At 53.6% G+C, this 16,143-nt stretch carries 16 protein-coding genes; 7 read left to right on the top strand and 9 right to left on the bottom strand.

Annotated features, from left to right (window positions below):
- Positions 1–119: 119 nt before the first annotated feature.
- Entirely contained in the window at positions 120–248 is a 129-nt protein-coding gene (locus SNR34_RS29175; protein ID WP_290371416.1) for a hypothetical protein, read from the bottom strand.
- Between the two features lie 304 nt (positions 249–552).
- Between SNR34_RS29175 and SNR34_RS29170 the strand changes: the two genes are divergently transcribed.
- From SNR34_RS29170 to SNR34_RS29155, 4 genes are read left to right on the top strand one after another with little or no spacing between them, the layout of a single operon-like run.
- Positions 553–1,662, top strand: coding sequence for an ABC transporter ATP-binding protein (locus SNR34_RS29170; RefSeq protein ID WP_236413218.1), 1,110 nt, complete (start codon positions 553–555; stop codon positions 1,660–1,662).
- A complete protein-coding gene (locus tag SNR34_RS29165) occupies positions 1,652–2,485 on the top strand; it encodes an ABC transporter permease (RefSeq protein WP_236413216.1) in 834 nt (277 codons plus the stop codon). The genes SNR34_RS29170 and SNR34_RS29165 overlap by 11 nt, the downstream gene beginning before the upstream one ends.
- Positions 2,460–3,266 carry an ABC transporter permease gene (locus SNR34_RS29160; RefSeq protein WP_236413215.1) on the top strand — a complete coding sequence of 269 codons (807 nt, stop codon included), beginning with the start codon at positions 2,460–2,462 and terminating at the stop codon, positions 3,264–3,266. Before SNR34_RS29165 ends, SNR34_RS29160 begins: the two co-directional genes overlap by 26 nt.
- On the top strand, positions 3,263–4,336 hold the full coding sequence (locus SNR34_RS29155; protein ID WP_486180744.1) for an ABC transporter substrate-binding protein: 1,074 nt from the start codon (positions 3,263–3,265) through the stop codon (positions 4,334–4,336). The genes SNR34_RS29160 and SNR34_RS29155 overlap by 4 nt, the downstream gene beginning before the upstream one ends.
- Before the next feature lie 156 nt (positions 4,337–4,492).
- On the opposite strand, the gene SNR34_RS29150 is transcribed toward SNR34_RS29155, so the two are convergent.
- From SNR34_RS29150 to SNR34_RS29140, 3 genes are all read right to left on the bottom strand, one after another.
- Entirely contained in the window at positions 4,493–4,996 is a 504-nt protein-coding gene (locus SNR34_RS29150; protein ID WP_236413213.1) for an NfeD family protein, read from the bottom strand.
- A 180-nt stretch (positions 4,997–5,176) separates the two neighbouring features.
- Positions 5,177–6,151, bottom strand: coding sequence for a cation diffusion facilitator family transporter (locus tag SNR34_RS29145; RefSeq protein ID WP_438286872.1), 975 nt, complete (start codon positions 6,149–6,151; stop codon positions 5,177–5,179).
- Between the two features lie 216 nt (positions 6,152–6,367).
- On the bottom strand, positions 6,368–7,138 hold the full coding sequence (locus tag SNR34_RS29140) for a DODA-type extradiol aromatic ring-opening family dioxygenase (protein ID WP_486180743.1): 771 nt from the start codon (positions 7,136–7,138) through the stop codon (positions 6,368–6,370).
- A 220-nt stretch (positions 7,139–7,358) separates the two neighbouring features.
- Here SNR34_RS29140 and SNR34_RS29135 point away from each other — a divergent pair, with 220 nt between their 5' ends.
- Together SNR34_RS29135 and SNR34_RS29130 are read left to right on the top strand one after the other, a co-directional pair.
- On the top strand, positions 7,359–7,724 hold the full coding sequence (locus SNR34_RS29135) for a glyoxalase superfamily protein (RefSeq protein ID WP_486180742.1): 366 nt from the start codon (positions 7,359–7,361) through the stop codon (positions 7,722–7,724).
- 40 nt (positions 7,725–7,764) lie between these two features.
- Positions 7,765–8,313 (top strand): helix-turn-helix domain-containing protein, encoded by a 549-nt coding sequence (locus SNR34_RS29130; protein ID WP_486180741.1) that lies wholly within the window; start codon positions 7,765–7,767, stop codon positions 8,311–8,313.
- A gap of 213 nt (positions 8,314–8,526) precedes the next feature.
- Here the strand turns inward: SNR34_RS29130 and SNR34_RS29125 are convergent, their stop codons facing one another.
- The 5 genes from SNR34_RS29125 to SNR34_RS29105 all read right to left on the bottom strand — a co-directional run bounded on the left by SNR34_RS29125 (position 8,527) and on the right by SNR34_RS29105 (position 12,971).
- Complete coding sequence (locus SNR34_RS29125) at positions 8,527–9,246, bottom strand: 3-ketoacyl-ACP reductase (RefSeq protein ID WP_236413208.1); 720 nt, start codon at positions 9,244–9,246, stop codon at positions 8,527–8,529.
- 102 nt (positions 9,247–9,348) lie between these two features.
- Positions 9,349–10,248, bottom strand: coding sequence for a DUF4097 family beta strand repeat-containing protein (locus SNR34_RS29120; RefSeq protein WP_486180740.1), 900 nt, complete (start codon positions 10,246–10,248; stop codon positions 9,349–9,351).
- A 3-nt stretch (positions 10,249–10,251) separates the two neighbouring features.
- Entirely contained in the window at positions 10,252–10,848 is a 597-nt protein-coding gene (locus SNR34_RS29115) for a DUF1700 domain-containing protein (RefSeq protein WP_236413204.1), read from the bottom strand.
- Complete coding sequence (locus tag SNR34_RS29110; RefSeq protein ID WP_339275072.1) at positions 10,841–11,170, bottom strand: PadR family transcriptional regulator; 330 nt, start codon at positions 11,168–11,170, stop codon at positions 10,841–10,843. The genes SNR34_RS29115 and SNR34_RS29110 overlap by 8 nt, the downstream gene beginning before the upstream one ends.
- Positions 11,171–11,429: 259 nt before the next feature.
- Complete coding sequence (locus tag SNR34_RS29105) at positions 11,430–12,971, bottom strand: FAD-dependent oxidoreductase (RefSeq protein WP_486180739.1); 1,542 nt, start codon at positions 12,969–12,971, stop codon at positions 11,430–11,432.
- Between the two features lie 342 nt (positions 12,972–13,313).
- Here SNR34_RS29105 and SNR34_RS29100 point away from each other — a divergent pair, with 342 nt between their 5' ends.
- Positions 13,314–16,133 carry a glycoside hydrolase family 3 C-terminal domain-containing protein gene (locus SNR34_RS29100; RefSeq protein ID WP_486180738.1) on the top strand — a complete coding sequence of 940 codons (2,820 nt, stop codon included), beginning with the start codon at positions 13,314–13,316 and terminating at the stop codon, positions 16,131–16,133.
- Positions 16,134–16,143: the final 10 nt, after the last annotated feature.

The raw sequence follows: 16,143 nt of genomic DNA, 5'->3' as shown, positions 1-16,143 counted from the left end.
CGTAGCAGCATAAAACATCCGCGATGCGGGAACATCGCGGATGTTGACAAAGTCGGCCGGTGGGCAACCACGGCGAGATTTCGACACTTCACTGAAAAACCACCGGGTGGGGCTCCAACCTATTGCCGGTGGTTTTTCTTGACTTTGCGTGTTTTCTTCCGCGGACCGATTAACGTTTGCAAACCGGCCGAAATACCGACCAGTTTGAGCAGCACGTCCAGCATTTTCACCAAAAGATCAAGCGACACAGCGTCACCCCCTCTCAGGGCATCTTCGCCGTGACGTAGTACCACCGGATGCTTCGTCCCATCCATTATACCATATTATACCTTTTGGGAACGTGTGTTCGATTCGATTTTTGGAATTATTTTTGGAATTCCTATGGTCTGTATGTGAGTCCGGCCCATCAGGGGCAGCCCGTGCCGGAATGCCTTTCCAATCCTAAGAAAATGGGGTAAATTAACCTTATTCGAAACATGGCTGAACCAAAGTCGTGTATAATGGATAAGGTTTCTTAGGGTAAACCTCAAGATTAAGGGGGCGATGCGAGACATGTCAGAACAACAACCGATTATCCGGTTCGAACGGGTGACTCAACAGTACGACGACGATGATGCCGTATTGAAGGGAGTCAGCTTCGAGATCGAACGGGGTAAATTCTATACGCTGCTCGGCCCTTCGGGCTGCGGCAAAACGACGATTCTAAGGCTGATTGCGGGCTTTGCGCAACCGACGCAGGGCAATATTTACTTCAATGGTGCCTTGATCAACCATATCCCTGCGCATCAGCGACAGGTGAATACCGTTTTTCAGGATTATGCGTTATTTCCGCATCTGAACGTATTCGAGAACGTAGCCTTTGGCTTGCGCATCAAAAAAATGAAAACGGCTGAAATTCGCAGCAAAGTGTTGGAAGCTTTGAAATTCGTCAACCTGTCCGGTTATGAGAACCGGGAGATCGGAGAAATGTCGGGCGGTCAGCGCCAGCGCGTGGCCATCGCCCGCGCGATCGTGAACGAGCCGGAAATTTTGCTGCTGGACGAGCCGCTTTCGGCATTGGACCTGAAGCTGCGCACCGAGATGCAGTACGAACTGCGCGAGCTGCAGCAGCGGCTCGGGATCACGTTCATTTTCGTCACGCATGATCAGGAAGAGGCGCTGGCGATGTCGGACGAGATTTTTGTCCTGAACGGGGGACTCATCCAGCAGAGCGGCACGCCGAACGACATTTACGACGAGCCGATCAATCGCTTCGTGGCCGACTTCATCGGGGAGTCGAATATCGTGGCTGGCCGGATGAAACAGGACTTCGTGGTTGAATTTGCGGGCGCACAGTATGAATGCGTTGACCAAGGGCTGCAGCCGGACGAACCTGTCGAAATCGTCATTCGTCCGGAAGATCTGGAGATTACGACCGAGGAACAGGGCAAGCTGAAGGTGCGCGTGGATTCGCAGCTGTTCCGCGGCGTGCATTACGAAATTTCCAGCTATGACGACGCCGGCAACGAGTGGCTTGTGCATTCGACGAAAAAGGCTACGGTGGGAGAACGAATCGGATTGTATTTTGATCCGGAGGCCATTCACGTCATGCGCCTGAACGAGACGGAAGAAGAGTTCGACAAACGCCTGGAATCCTACCAGGAGGCAACCCATGCAGACTAAGGCGAGCACGCGCAATGCGTATCTGATTCCCTATGTCATATGGATGGTATTGTTCGTCGTTGCCCCGGTGCTGCTCGTGGTGTATTACTCGTTCTTCGACGTTGAAGGGAATTTTACGCTCGGCAACTATGCCGAATTTTTTACGCCAGTGTACATGAAGATGACGCTCAGCTCGTTCTGGTACGCGTTTTTGATCACCGTGTTCTCTTTGCTGGTATCCTATCCGACGGCTTACCTGCTGACACGGACCAAGCACAAGCAGTTATGGCTGCTGCTGATCATTCTGCCGAGCTGGATCAACCTGCTGCTCAAGGCATATGCCTTTATCGGCCTGTTCGGAACATACGGGCTGACCAATTCCCTGCTTGAAGTGGTCGGCATCGGCACACAGCAAATTTTGTTTACCGACTTCAGTTTCATATTCGTGTCGGTCTACATTTTTATTCCGTTCATGATTTTGCCGATCTTCAATGCGCTGGAAGAAATGAATCCGTCGCTGATCTATGCGGCCCGCGATCTGGGGGCTTCGTCCTGGCTGACGTTCCGCCGGGTCATCTTTCCCCTGACGCTGAGCGGCGTGAAATCCGGCTGCCAAGCCGTCTTCATTCCAGCTTTGTCCCTGTTTATGATCACTCGTCTGATCGCGGGGAATCGGGTTATTACGCTGGGGACGGCGATCGAGCAGCATTTTCTCGTCACCCAGGATTGGGGCATGGGTTCGACGATTGCCGTCTTTTTGATCATTGCGATGGCAGTCATCATGTTTCTGACCGGATCTGGCAGGAAGGAGGTGCGCGGTGGGAAGAAACGGAAAGCTGTCTAACCTGTATTTGACGATCGTGTTTCTGATTTTGTACGCACCGATTGCATATCTGATTTTCTATTCATTCAACAGCGGCGGGCATATGCGGAACTTCGAGGGTTTCACCCTGGAGTGGTACCGGGAAGTGTTCGCGGATACGCGGCTGCTGATCATCGTGCTGAACACGTTCATCATCGCGTTGTTGTCCTCGGCGATTTCAACGATTCTCGGCATTGCCGGAGCGCTGGCGATCTATCATGTACGTCGCAAACGGACGAAAAATACGTTGCTCTCGCTGAACAACGTGCTGATCGTTAGTCCGGACGTCATTATCGGCGCATCGTTCCTGATCCTGTTCACCATGATCGGCATCAAGCTGGGATTCACTTCGGTCCTGCTCTCGCACATTGCGTTCAGCGTGCCGATCGTGGTCATCATGGTACTGCCGAAGCTGCAGGAGATGAGCCCAACGCTGATGGACGCGGCACGCGACCTCGGCGCAGGCTCGTGGCAGGTGCTGACGCGAGTGGTGCTGCCTTACGTGAAACCAGGCATTTTCGCCGGATTTTTCATGGCGCTGACTTACTCGCTGGATGACTTTGCGGTTACGTTCTTTGTGACGGGCAACGGTTATTCCACGCTTTCGGTGGAGATTTACTCCAGGGCGAGACAAGGGGTATCCCTATCCATCAATGCGCTGTCCACATTGCTGTTCCTGCTGACGGTGCTGCTGGTGATCGGGTATTACTTCATTAACCGCCGCGCCGCGAAAACGCCTGCCGGAAGGGGGCTGCGCCCATGAAACAGCTGGTACGGACGTTTGCGCTGGTATTCATTGCGGCCTTTGCCTTGATGATCCTGGCATCTTACTTGAACCGAAGCCAGGGGTATTCCGGCGGCAACACGTTGACGATCTATAACTGGGGCGATTATATCGATCCCGATCTGTTGACCGAATTTGAAGAGGAAACGGGCATCAAGGTCATCTACCAGACCTTCGATTCCAATGAGGCGATGCTGACGAAGATCGAGCAGGGAGGAACCACGTTCGACGTGGCGATCCCTTCCGAATACGCGATCAGCAAAATGAAGGAAGAAAACCTGCTTGTCCCACTCGATCATAACAAGCTGCCCAATCTCAACTTCATCGATCCCCGGTTCCTTAACCTGTCGTTCGATGAGGATAATCGCTATTCCATCCCGTACTTCTGGGGAACGGTCGGCATCGTGTACAATCCCGAGTTGGTCGATGGGCTGACGTTTAACAGCTGGAACGATCTGTGGGATTCCCGGCTCAAAAACCAGATTTTGCTGCTCGACGGCGCTCGTGAAGTCATCGGCATGGGCTTGAACAGCCTGGGGTACTCCTTGAACGACACCAATGAGGACCACTTGCAGCAGGCTCTGGCCAAATTGTCCACCTTAACGCCGAACGTGCGGGCGATTGTCGGAGACGAGATCAAAATGCTGCTTGCCAATGAAGAGGCGGCCGTAGGCCTCGTGTGGTCGGGAGACGCTTCCGAAATCATGGACGAAAACGACAAGCTGGATTACGTGGTGCCTGAAGAAGGCTCGAACTTGTGGTTCGACAACATGGTTATTCCGAAGACAGCCCGCAACATCGACGGGGCACACCAGTTCATCAACTTTATGCTCGATCCCGAGAATGCGGCCCGCAACGCCGAGTATGTCGGTTATTCCACGCCGAATGCCGAGGCCTTGAAGCTGCTGCCAGAGGATATTTCCGGGGATGAGCGCTTCTATCCGGACGAGACGCTGACGGGCAAGCTGGAAGTATACGATAATCTGGGCAAAAAAATGCTGTCCCACTACAACGACTTGTTCCTTGAGTTTAAAATGCACAGCAAATAAAGGCGCGTTGCCCGCTTCGCGGTCAAATCGCACCTTATGCCATGAAAAACCCCCGTTTGCCGGGCACATGACGTGCCTGGGCAAACGGGGGTTTTTGCGTTGCAATAGCCGTTCGTGCATCTATCGCACGCAGCCATGGCACGCTCTCCGTACCTTTTACATCCGTTTTTTGCTGCGGCCGAGAATAAACCATGAACCCAGCACGATAAGTCCGATTGCCACGAATGGCTGAATGAAGGACAGACTGCTGAGCATATTGCCTAGCGACATCACTGCAAAGAACAGCAAGGACAGCACCAGCAGGATGTTGATCGGAATAAGCAGCCAGCGATTGCGGCCGCCGAACCAGTACAGCTCGAACAGACCGACTGCAGCGGCCAGGATGAAACCCGGCCACATCGTGCCCCAGTTGCCGAACAGCATGGCGATCTGGCTGACGATGCCCGCGGTTAACAGAATCCCGCCCGGAACGAGCAGGCCGACCCCCCTGCCGATCATGGAAAAGTAGAGCCAGTGAAAGAACAGTCCTAGCGGGATAACAAACAAGGTGGGCCAGAAGGTGGCGAAAATGGTGCCTGGGCCGAGGGAACCTCCCTGATTAAGCATCAGGTAGACGCCCAGCAAAATCAGCACGGGCGCCAGAATAGCGCGTTTAGACATACGATCTCTCCTCTGCATCGTGGGATCAATGATCTGGTTGGTCACGGATTCCTCTGTTTCATTACATACAGCATACCATGAGCTGGAAAATGCGATCCTCGGTCTGTGGAGTTAAAATGAACCTAGACCAAAGTCTAGGTTCTTCGTTCATCTTGTATGCCTGCCGCATTTAATTTTGTGTTAAGGCTCTACGATCTCGGCTTGCTTTTTGCCCCAGGTGTTCACGCCGTCATCTTCGATGATCGAGATGGCCGCATCCGCGATATCGGGATCGGTCATCAGCTTCTCCTGAATGCGGAATTTGATGTCGTCGGCATCGGCCAGTGTCAGACCTTTGGTCAGCTCGATCAAACCTTCGACATGATAGTAGCGGCCTTCCTGAATGATGCGCATCATTTGAATATCCGCAACATGGGAATCGGCCAGGATCGTCCGGGTTACTTTGTCCTCAACGTCTTGCGGGGCGGCCACGCCGATGAGCCCGATCATGTTGTCAAATCCGACGCGGAAGGCCACGGCAATCATAAGGCAGCCGATCAGCGTCGTGACGATGCCGTCGAGCAAGGCGAAATTCGTCAGTGCAATAACTACCACCGAGATGAGCGCCAGCGTTGCGCCCAAAACGGCTACCACGTCCTCATAAAATACAAGGCGAGTAGGCGGGGCGGCGCGTCCCACGTTTTTGATCGCTGCGGGAACGAGTCCGAGACCGCTGGTTTTCGGCGCGCGTGCTTCCACCAGAATCTCTTTCATCGCTTTGATGAGAATGGCTCCATCGATCAGGATGTTGAGCAGAAGCACGCCGATGTTGATCCACAGTCCGCCCGAGTGGCCTGCCGGGTGCTGCAGCAGATGAATGCCCTCATGGATGGTCTCGTACGCCATAATGGTCACCACGATGACGGCGATCATGCAGAAAATGTTGATGACCCGCCCGAATCCGGTCGGGAAGCGGCGCGTCGGCTGTTTCTCGGACAATACGCTCCCGACAAACACGAACCCTTGGTTAATGGCGTCTGCAAGCGAGTGCATGGCCGACGCAAACATCGCTCCGCTTCCGCTGAGCAGGAACGCTCCTCCTTTGCAGAGGGCAAGCACCGCATTACCTGCCATCGCCGTCGCCGAGGAGGTGTTTCCTTTTTTGACGAGAGACATCAGGCTCTCCGATTTCGGTTGTTCAACCACGTTGAATGTTCCTCCCAATAATGTATTAGATGGCAAAAGGCAGTGCGCTTGGTTAAAGCATGTGCATTTCCACTAAATGTTATTATAGCGTGCTTTACTTAAGGCAGCATTATGCAAAAAAGGTCATATCCGACCGATCTGCTAACCATCAATACACTAAATGAGCTGTCTCTGAAACAAACAAGTTTAGTCGAATTTCCAGCAGGAAAGGCTTAGATTTCCATATTGGTATGCTCTGAACAGCAGAGAAGCCTGTCGGTTGCGATCTCCTGCACCCATCGCCAGCAGGAGCGGCACGAAATGCTCCGGCGTAGGTACCGCCGCATGAGCGGATGGAGCCAGCGTGTCATAGGCAAAGAGCGTACCGGTGTTCCAAGCGGAGACGTTTTCTTGCAGCCAGTCATCGAATTCCATGGCCCATGGGTCCACGCCGTTGCTTTCCCAGTTCAATCGGCGAAGGTTGTGTACGGTGCCGCCGCTGCCGATCACGAGCACGTCCTGCTCACGGAGCGCACCCAGCGCCTGGCCGATTTTGTATTGCTCTTCATTGGACAAGTATCGGTTCACCGACAGGGCCACGACCGGAATGTCGGCATCCGGATAGAGCAGGCGGAGCACGACCCAGGCACCATGATCAAGTCCACGGATTTCATCTGTTTTCGCTTCGATGCCTGCTTTGGCAAATAAATGCAGGACATCTTTGGTCGTTTCGGCATGTCCTTGGGCCGGATATTTGATCTGGTACAGTTCGGGCTGGAAACCGCCGAAATCATAGATCGTGTCATGCCGGGCTACTGAAGATACAAGTTGTGTTCCGGATTCCCAGTGTGCCGAGAAGAGCACGATGGCTTTGGGCTTGGAGAGTTGTCCGGCAAGGCCTTGCAGAAATTCGGTATATGCGTTGTCCTCCAGCGCAAGGGAAGGCGCGCCATGGGCGATAAACAAGGAAGGCATCATCGTGCATTCAGTCCTTTCGTACCTTCATAAAGTTCACCAATAGAAAACAAATATCTTTATTTATGAACGAAATGTAGCATGATTGCATTGTTGGGTCAACATATTTTTTGTATTATGAAAATATGTTACGTATAGGGAATCCTTAATCCTTATGCCAATAATAAAGCCGGCTGGCTCGATCCAGCTCTGTATCGCCATCTTGATCAGAGGAGTGAAGCGAATGCTGAAAGGAATAGTGCCCATCCTTCGTATATTCGATGAGGAGCAGGCCAGATCGTTCTATGTAGAGTATTTAGGTTTCAAGGTGGATTGGGAACATCGCTTCGAAGAGGATCTGCCGTTGTACATGCAGGTATCGCTGGATGGCATCGTGCTTCATTTGTCCGGGCATTATGGAGATTGCACCCCAGGAGCTGCCTTGCGCATCGAAACGACAGATCTGGATGGGTTATGCGAGTCTTTGAACCGGCAGGAGCACAAGCATTCCAGACCGGGTATTACGGAGACGCCTTGGGGCCTCAGGGAAATGGAAGTGATTGATCCATCCGGCAACCGGATTGTTTTCTATCAGCAGGATAACGGGTAAGCGAGTCAGGCACTGAAAGTAGGGAGGAACAAGCAGCGACATGGATATTGGCAAAACGATTCGTACGATCCGCAAGCAGAAGCAAATCACGATCATGCAGCTGTGCGAAGGAACAGGGTTATCCAAAGGTTTCATCAGCAACGTGGAAAACAACAAAACCTCGCCGTCCATAGCAACGCTTGAGAGCATTGCGGATTATCTGGACGTGCCGCTGCCGTATTTGCTGCTCACGCCCGAGCAGCGGATGAACGTGGTGCGGAAAAACGAGCGAAAAGAGACGACTGCGGGGGACGGGCAAGTCAAAGTGCAGCACCTGACGGCCAAAGGAGCGATGCGCATGTCCCTCGTGGAGCTGCCGCCGGGAGCCTCGACCGGGGTGAGCAAGCATGCGGGGGAAGAAAGTCATCTCGTGCTGCAGGGCACGATTCGTGCCGAGCAGGGAGAAGACGAGGAAACGCTGGAGGCGGGCGATTCGTTCAGCTGGAATGCGGTCGTGCCGCATGAAGTCACGAATATTGGTGCAGAGACTGCGGTGATCCTGATCGCCGTGTCCAAGGAACTGGATCTGGATCGGCTCGGAGAGCATTAAGGAAGGAGCGCGTGAAGCGCTGATATGCAGCCTCCAAACGATGCTTTGTGGCGTAGCGGGCAGTTCACTACTCTTGCCAGCCGGTTTTGCGCATCAACGTCAAACACAAAAACCACAGGTACCGCGTACCCGTGGTTTTTGTGTTATCCAAATGATATCGGGAGCAATTCTTCCTCCGACAATGCAACGTCCAGAAATGACCGGAACTGCCGCTTATTGCGGGTTGGTCGTCCAGATGCCGGCCGCTTTGACGAAAACGCGATCCGACAGCTTGAGGGTGGCCAAGGCCAGCTCGGCTACGTCCTCCGGCTGCATCATGCGGTCTTCGTCGCCGATTTTCAACCCTGCATTGCTGGCCAGCTCGGTATTCACCGTGCTTGGCGTCAGGGCGGTTACCCGGATGTTCGATTTGCGGACTTCCTGCATCAGCGATTCGGTCATGCCGAGCAGCGCGAATTTGGATGCGCAATAGGCCGAACCTGTTGCGAAGCCGCGTTCGCCCGCAGTGGAAGCGATATTGATGATGCTTCCGCTGCTTTGCTTGATCATGCTAGGCAAAGCTGCGCGTGTAACGTAGTATGTACCCATCACGTTGACGTGCAGGATGCGTTCCCACTCTTCAGGATCCATATCGAGCAGCGTGCCGAAGCTGGCGATGCCCGCATTGTTGATCAGGATGTCCACGGCGCCAAGCTCGGTTTCGATGGCAGCAACGGCCGCCTCGGCTTGCGTGCGATCGGAAATGTCGGCCACCGCGATGATGACCTTCACGCCATGCGTCTCGCTCAAGGATTTCTGCAGAGCTTCCAGGTCGGATGCCGTGCGGGCGATGAGCCCGAGGTGAACGCCTTCTTTGGCTAGAGACTCCGCGATGGCGCGTCCGATGCCTTTGCCTGCGCCGGTGATGATAGCTGTTTTGTTTTTCAATTCCATGCAGGAATCCTCCTTTAAAATTGGACTGGCCTTTGATTATACTATATTACCCAAGGATCGGAAATTCGCTTCGTCACCAGCCCAATTCCATTCGGAGAAGCCTTATTGGGTAATTTTGATATTGCCTGAGGTCGTACGAACCTTAATTACGTCGCTGCTCGTCATTGGCGAGTCGGGCGTGGTGATGTCCCCCGAGGTGGCCCGAGTGTCGTATACGCCGGCAAAATCGGCTGCGGCCTGAATGCGGACGTCGCCGGATTGGCCCGATACGTCGATCGACCCTGCCGTCGCCTGTTCAATGTCGACGTTGCCTGAAGTGAATTGAACGTTAGCCGTCCCATGGAGATCGGTTACACGGGTGTCGCCGGATTGGATGGAGCTATGCAGATCGCCGGTCAAACCTTCAATCCGCAAACTGCCCGATGTCTGGGATACGTCCACGTCGCCCTGGATCCCGGATGCCTTGATATCTCCCGAGGTCAGGTCGAGCCGAATGTTCGGCGCATGGATGTCCTTGAGGCCGACGCTTCCTGACGTATTGTCCAGCTCAAGCGTTTGGGCGTTTAGCCCTTGCAATTCGATATCGCTGGAGGAAGAGCTGATTTTGACTTCGCTTAAATGGTGTCCCGCAGGCAGGGCAACGGTCATCGTTGATTTCAAATCCTCCCAGTAGAGGTTGAAAAATTGGAAACTTGCCTGCTCCGTATCGGAAAGAACGAAGGTCCCATTCGATAATGCAGCCTTCTTGAAGCTTTCGACGGTGGCTGGATCCCATTTTCCATTAACTTCGATATAGCCGTTTGCATCGGGGCTTTCGATAAACCGGATACCCCCGTCAAAATGGGCATCCAGGATCAGGCGCTGCAGCTGGTCGTTCTGAAATTCCCAGCGTTTCGAGTATGCTTCCCGCTGATCTCCGAACTGAAACCCGTATACCGAGGTACCGATGATTCCGATGAGGATGAATACAAGCGCAGCAGTAACCCATTTTTTGACCGTCATGGATTAAGCCCCTCCTTTCCATGTTTTAAGGTTCCAGCGGATGTACCCGGCTGTTGTGGCGGCAAATCCGTTGAACAACCATTTGGCTGCCAGCGCAAACAACATGCCTATGCCGCATACGCCAACGGCTACGAAAATTTCGGCCATCTCCAGATGATTGAAATAAACGAAGTCGACTGCTGCAGCGATGGGAGCCAGCATAAGCAGTGACAGGCTGGCAATGGCCAGCCAGATGGACCAAAGGGTGGCGCCGAGAGGAATGCCGAGAATGAGATTCAGAAAAATCAGTCCGATGCCTGTAAAAAGGGTGCGTGCCGCGCTGCTGCTCTGATGTCGGGCCGGCGATCCGTAAGGCGGGGGCGGATAGTCAAAATGATCATAGCCTGGCGCTGACGGCGCGGCCGCATAACGGTCGCCCAGCGCCTCACGCGCGAGTTCCTCGGGCTGACCGAGTTCGAACACGATCGTTTCTTCGGCTTTTCCTTCCTGAAGCCCCTGCTCGAAATGCTGGTCATAGTCCGATAACAGCTCATTGCGTTCCGACGGATCCATCGGCCTTAAATGAAACTCCATCGCCTGCATAAATTGTTGTCTATTCATTCAGGTTCCCTTCTTCCAATAGATTTGACACATTGCGCACGAATTCGTTCCATTCGCTCGAGAGCGTCCTCATGTAGTCGCGTCCTGCATCGGACAGCTTATAATATTTCCGGGGCGGACCTTCACTCGATTCCTGCAGATAAGTGGTGCAGTAGCCTTCGTTGACGAGTCTGCGCAATAGCGGGTATAACGCGCCTTCAGCTACTTCAATATGTCTGGAGACCGCCTGTGCCAGTTCGTAGCCGTAACGGTCCTGCCGATGAATCAGCACCAGGACGCACAGTTCCAGAACTCCCTTTTTGAACTGGATGTTCACGTTCACGCAGGTCCCTCCTTGAATTCGATGTTTTTTTACTATTGTGTAATGTTCAGTAGTACAGAAACAATGATACCATCAGGTACTGTATAATGCAAGATAGTGAATTAAAATGGGCTCTGGAACATGATTTTACGCATGTAAACGTCTTTTGAGAGGCAGTGCGGGTTCCCCCTAAAACAGCATACGGCAAACCTGAATCGATAACCTCCGCCCTGAGACGGATTTCGATCCAGGTCCTTAAAGCCGATGCCGTATTCAAACGTTATTGCGGTGTTTCAAGTGCGGGCAGGTCCTGTGTGGCAGGGCCTTCGATGACTTTGCCGGTGTAATCAAATCGCGAACCATGGCACGGGCAATCCCATGTACGTTCGCCTTCATTCCATTCCACCTCGCAGCCAAGGTGGGTACAGGTCGTATCTACAAGGAACAGCTTGCCGCTGTGGTCCTTGTAAGCTCCGGCGCGTTTGCCTTGGTGACGGACGACGGATCCTTCGTCAGTCCCCAACTGGTCTGCGGTGGCATGTGTCAGGCCAACCTTGCCGGAGATCAGCTCTTTGGCGACGTTGGCATTTTCGACCACGATGTTTTTCAATCCGGGATCGGCCTTGAACCGTGCGGGATCGAATATGGCCGCATGGGGATTGTCCCGTCCGGTGATGCGGTCGGCAAGGATATGGCCAGCCATCGTACCGGTCGTCATGCCCCATTTGGCAAACCCGGTAGCGACGTATACGCGCTCATGTCGCCCTGTAATCGGGCCGATGTAAGGTACCTTGTCGATCGAGATCAGGTCCTGGGCCGACCAGCGAAAAGGAATGCTGACGATGCCGAACGTATCCTCCGCGAAACGTTCCAGATTTTCATAATGGCCGAAGGTGCAGATGCCTTGGCCCGTTTTGTGGTTTTCTCCCCCGAACACGATGAGCTCCTTGCCTTCATGCATGACCGCACGAAGCGAACGTCTGGGTTCGTCGTCCGAAATGTACATGCCTCCGGGGTATGGCTTCCCGGGCTCGACTGCAATGGCATAGGAGCGCTCGGCATGCAGGCGTGTGAAATAAAAGCCCGGATCATATACGGGAAAATGGGATGCCACGACGATATGCTGGGCGGTGACGGACGAACCGTTGTAAGTCCGCACATGCAGGGACGCATCTTCCTCCACGTCCGTTGCCGTGGTTTTTTCGTAGAAGCGGACGCCATTTTGCACGGCTTCATCGAGCAAATAATGCAAGTACGCCAGCGGATCGAAGCGCGCTTGCCCGGGCATGCGTATGCCGGCCCTGGATTGGACCGATACGGGAAGGGAGGAGACCCAATCGCCGGAAATCCCCAGCTTGTCGTAGGCGGTCAGCTCAAACTCCATCTTTTTCAAATTGTCCTCGGATTGAATGTACACATAAGCATCTTCTTCAGCCCATTGGCAATCGATTTGTTTCTCCTGGACCAAGGCTCGCATCCAACGGATGGCCTCCGTATTGCCGTCGTAATACATGCGTGCCTGTTCATGTCCGAAGTGCTGCAGCAGCTCGTTATAGACCACTCCATGCTGCGCCGTCACCTTGGCGGTCGTATGTCCCGTCGTCCCGTCCAGTACTTTGCCTGCTTCGAGCACAATGACGCTCAGTCCCGACTGGGCCAACAAATAGGCGGTCGTTATGCCGGCAATTCCTGCGCCGATGATCGCAACGTCTGCGGTTGCATCCTCTTCAAGCGTCGGAAAGGTCGGGAATGTATGCGTGCTTCTCCAGAGCGAGTTGGGAAATTCAGGCAGTCTGGTAGGGGGATGCTGTTTGCTGTTCATTCGGTTTCCTCCTGTGTGGTAATTCTGGTCTCACATTTATTCATGATTGCCATTCGATTTAGGAAAAAAACGATCAAAGCGGATATCCTGTGGGTAATGTTCACATTTTCCTGGAGTCGCCCCCTGTTTTTTTTAACGAACATGTTTTATGATAGGAATACCGAAACCGTTTTAGTAAATAGGTTCTTATAAAGCTGGGAAGACGATATCCCTTGTAAATAGGGGGTATTCTCCATTTTTATAAACCAAAAAAACAGAGTGGTAACAGCTTCATTGGAGATTGTTAATGTATTCGCTATCATGGCTTGATTAACTATGGCTATTTAAAAGGAGATTTCCGATATGACCAACCAGACCAAATATCCTTTCCAGGATACGACGCTTGAACTGGATGTACGGGTTAAAGACCTGGTATCCCGTCTCACCGACGACGAGAAAATCGAATCCATGCTGCAGTATCAGCCTGCCGTCGAACGCCTCGGCATCGCTGCGTACAAACATGGGACAGAAGCGGCCCACGGCTTGGCATGGCTCGGCGAAGCGACTTCCTTCCCGCAGCCGGTAGGCTTGGCCTGCACATGGGATACCGACCTGATGAAAGAGATCGGTTCGGTGATCGGCGATGAGGCACGCGTATTTTACAAACGCAACCCGGCGGTAAACGGCTTGACGCTGTGGGCGCCTACCGTCGACATGGAACGCGATCCGCGCTGGGGACGCAACGAAGAAGCTTACGGCGAAGACCCTGAACTGACGGCGGAACTGACGACAGCGTTAGTCAAAGGGATTCAGGGCGACCACCCGAAGTATTATAAAGCGGTTGCCACGCTGAAGCATTTTTTGGCCAACAACAATGAGGTGGATCGCGGCAGCGGTTCCTCCAGCATTGATCCGCGCAATATGCGCGAATATTACTTGAAAGCATTTGAGAAGCCGTTCAAGGAGGGCGGCGCACAGTCGATGATGACGGCGTACAACTCCATTAACGGCACGCCGGCGCTGCTCCATCCGTTCGTGAACGAGATCGTCAAAGGCGAATGGGGCATGGACGGTTTTATCGTCAGTGATGCAGGGGACGTTATGGGCATCAAGAACGATCATAAATACTATGATTCCCACACACCGGGTACGGTGGAGTCCGTAAAGGCAGGCATCGACAGCATTACCGATGATGCGGATTTGTCCAAACAAGCGCTGCGCGAAGGGCTTGAGCAAGGTTTGCTGACTATGGAAGATATCGACCGTGCGTTGTTCAACACGTTCCGCGTTCGTTTCCGCCTGGGCGAGTTCGATCCGGCCGAAGGCAATCCGTACGCTTCCATCGGCGAAGAAGCCATGATGACCGAGCAAGCCAAAGCATTGACGCTCAGAGCGGCAAGAGAACAAGTGGTATTGCTCAAAAACGATAACGGCACGCTGCCGCTGGACAAAACCAAGTCCGGCAAGGTTGCCGTCATCGGACAGCTTGGCGGAACGGTTTACCGCGACTGGTATGCAGGAACGATGCCTTACAGCGTATCCCCGCTTGAAGCCATCCAGGGCAAAATCGGCATCGACAACGTTACGTACAAAGACGGGGACGACCGGATCACGCTGACATCGACTGCAAACGGCAAGGCCGTAGGATTGGCAGACGGGGAAAAAACGCCTGTCATCGCTTCCGGCCAAGCGGAAACGTTCAAGCTTACCGATTGGGGCTTTGGCAGCTATACGCTGCAGGCGGAGAGCAACGGCAAATACCTCACCACGGACGAAGAGACAGTAACCGCTTCTGCGGACGAAGTTTACGGCTGGTTCGTCAAAGAGGTATTCCATCTGTTGCCTCAAGAGGATGGCAGCGTTGGCCTCACGACATGGAACGGCAAAACGGTCACTGCGCCGAACGGCGGCCAGGATGCCTTCGCCGTGTCGGAAGAAATCAAGACGTTTGGTGCGGAACAAACGTTTAAGAAAGAGATCGTCGTGAACGGTTTGGAGGAAGCGGTCGCCGCCGCGAAAGAAGCCGAAACGGCTATCGTGTTCGTGGGCAACAATCCGCTCGTGAACGGCAAGGAAGAGATTGATCGTCCCGGCCTGGATCTTGCAGAATCCCAGCAGCGCCTTGTCGAGGCTGTACATGCGGCAAATCCAAACACCATCGTGATCATTGTGGGCAGTTATCCGTTCACTTCGAACTGGGTACAGGAGAACATTCCAGCGGTGCTGTACACATCCCATGCCGGACAGGAGTTGGGCAACGCCGTCGCTGACGTGCTGTATGGCGACTATGCGCCGGCAGGCCGCCTGAACATGACGTGGGTGAAATCCGCCGACCAACTGACCGACATCAAAGATTACGATATCATCCAATCCGGAAGAACGTACCAGTATTTCGAGGGAGACGTGTTGTATCCGTTCGGTCATGGTTTGACGTATGCTCCGTTTAAATACAGTAACCTGGCGCTGAGCCCGGCAAGTGCGGGAACGGAAGAGAACGTAACCGTTACGGTGGACGTGACGAATACCGGGTCCGTGGCGAGCGACGAAGTGGTGCAGCTGTATGTTCGTGCCGGACAATCGCGCGTGAAACGCCCGCTCAAAACGCTCAAAGGCTTCCGTCGTCTTCATATCGAAGCTGGAGCTACCGTGAAAGTCAGCTTCACGCTGCCTGTTCAGGAACTTGCCATTTGGGATGTAACCCGGGACCGTTATGTAGTAGAGGCGGGGACTTACTCCATTATGGTAGGTAAATCCTCATCCGATATTCAGCTGGTTGCCGATCTGAGCGTGGATGGAGAAACGATTCCTCCGCGCAACCTGGCTGCAGCAACCCGTGCGGAAAATTACGATGCATATGCCGGCGTGGATCTCGATGAAAGCAAGGAAGGCGGCACTGCCGTACGTGTTACGGGCGAGCAGGGATGGATTGCCTTCAAAGATGCCGATCTGGGCAGCGGTGCGGCCGCATTCGAAGCACGCGTATCGGCAGAGCTGGACCATGCGGCAATCGAAGTTCGTCTGGATGCTCCGGACGGCCCGCTTGCCGGACGCGCGGAGGCTTCCAAGGGCGGAGCGCAGCAATGGTCTACCTTGAAGGCAGAGCTTCAAGGAGCTTCCGGCCAACGCGATGTATACATTGTGCTGTCCGCCGGTGTGCGGATCAGTTATTTCGAAATCCGATAACCGAATTTTT

The sequence above is a fragment of the Paenibacillus sp. XP01 genome (assembly GCF_057364885.1).
Note: the sequence above shows the minus strand (reverse complement) of the source record. Positions and strands in the feature narration are given on the sequence as shown.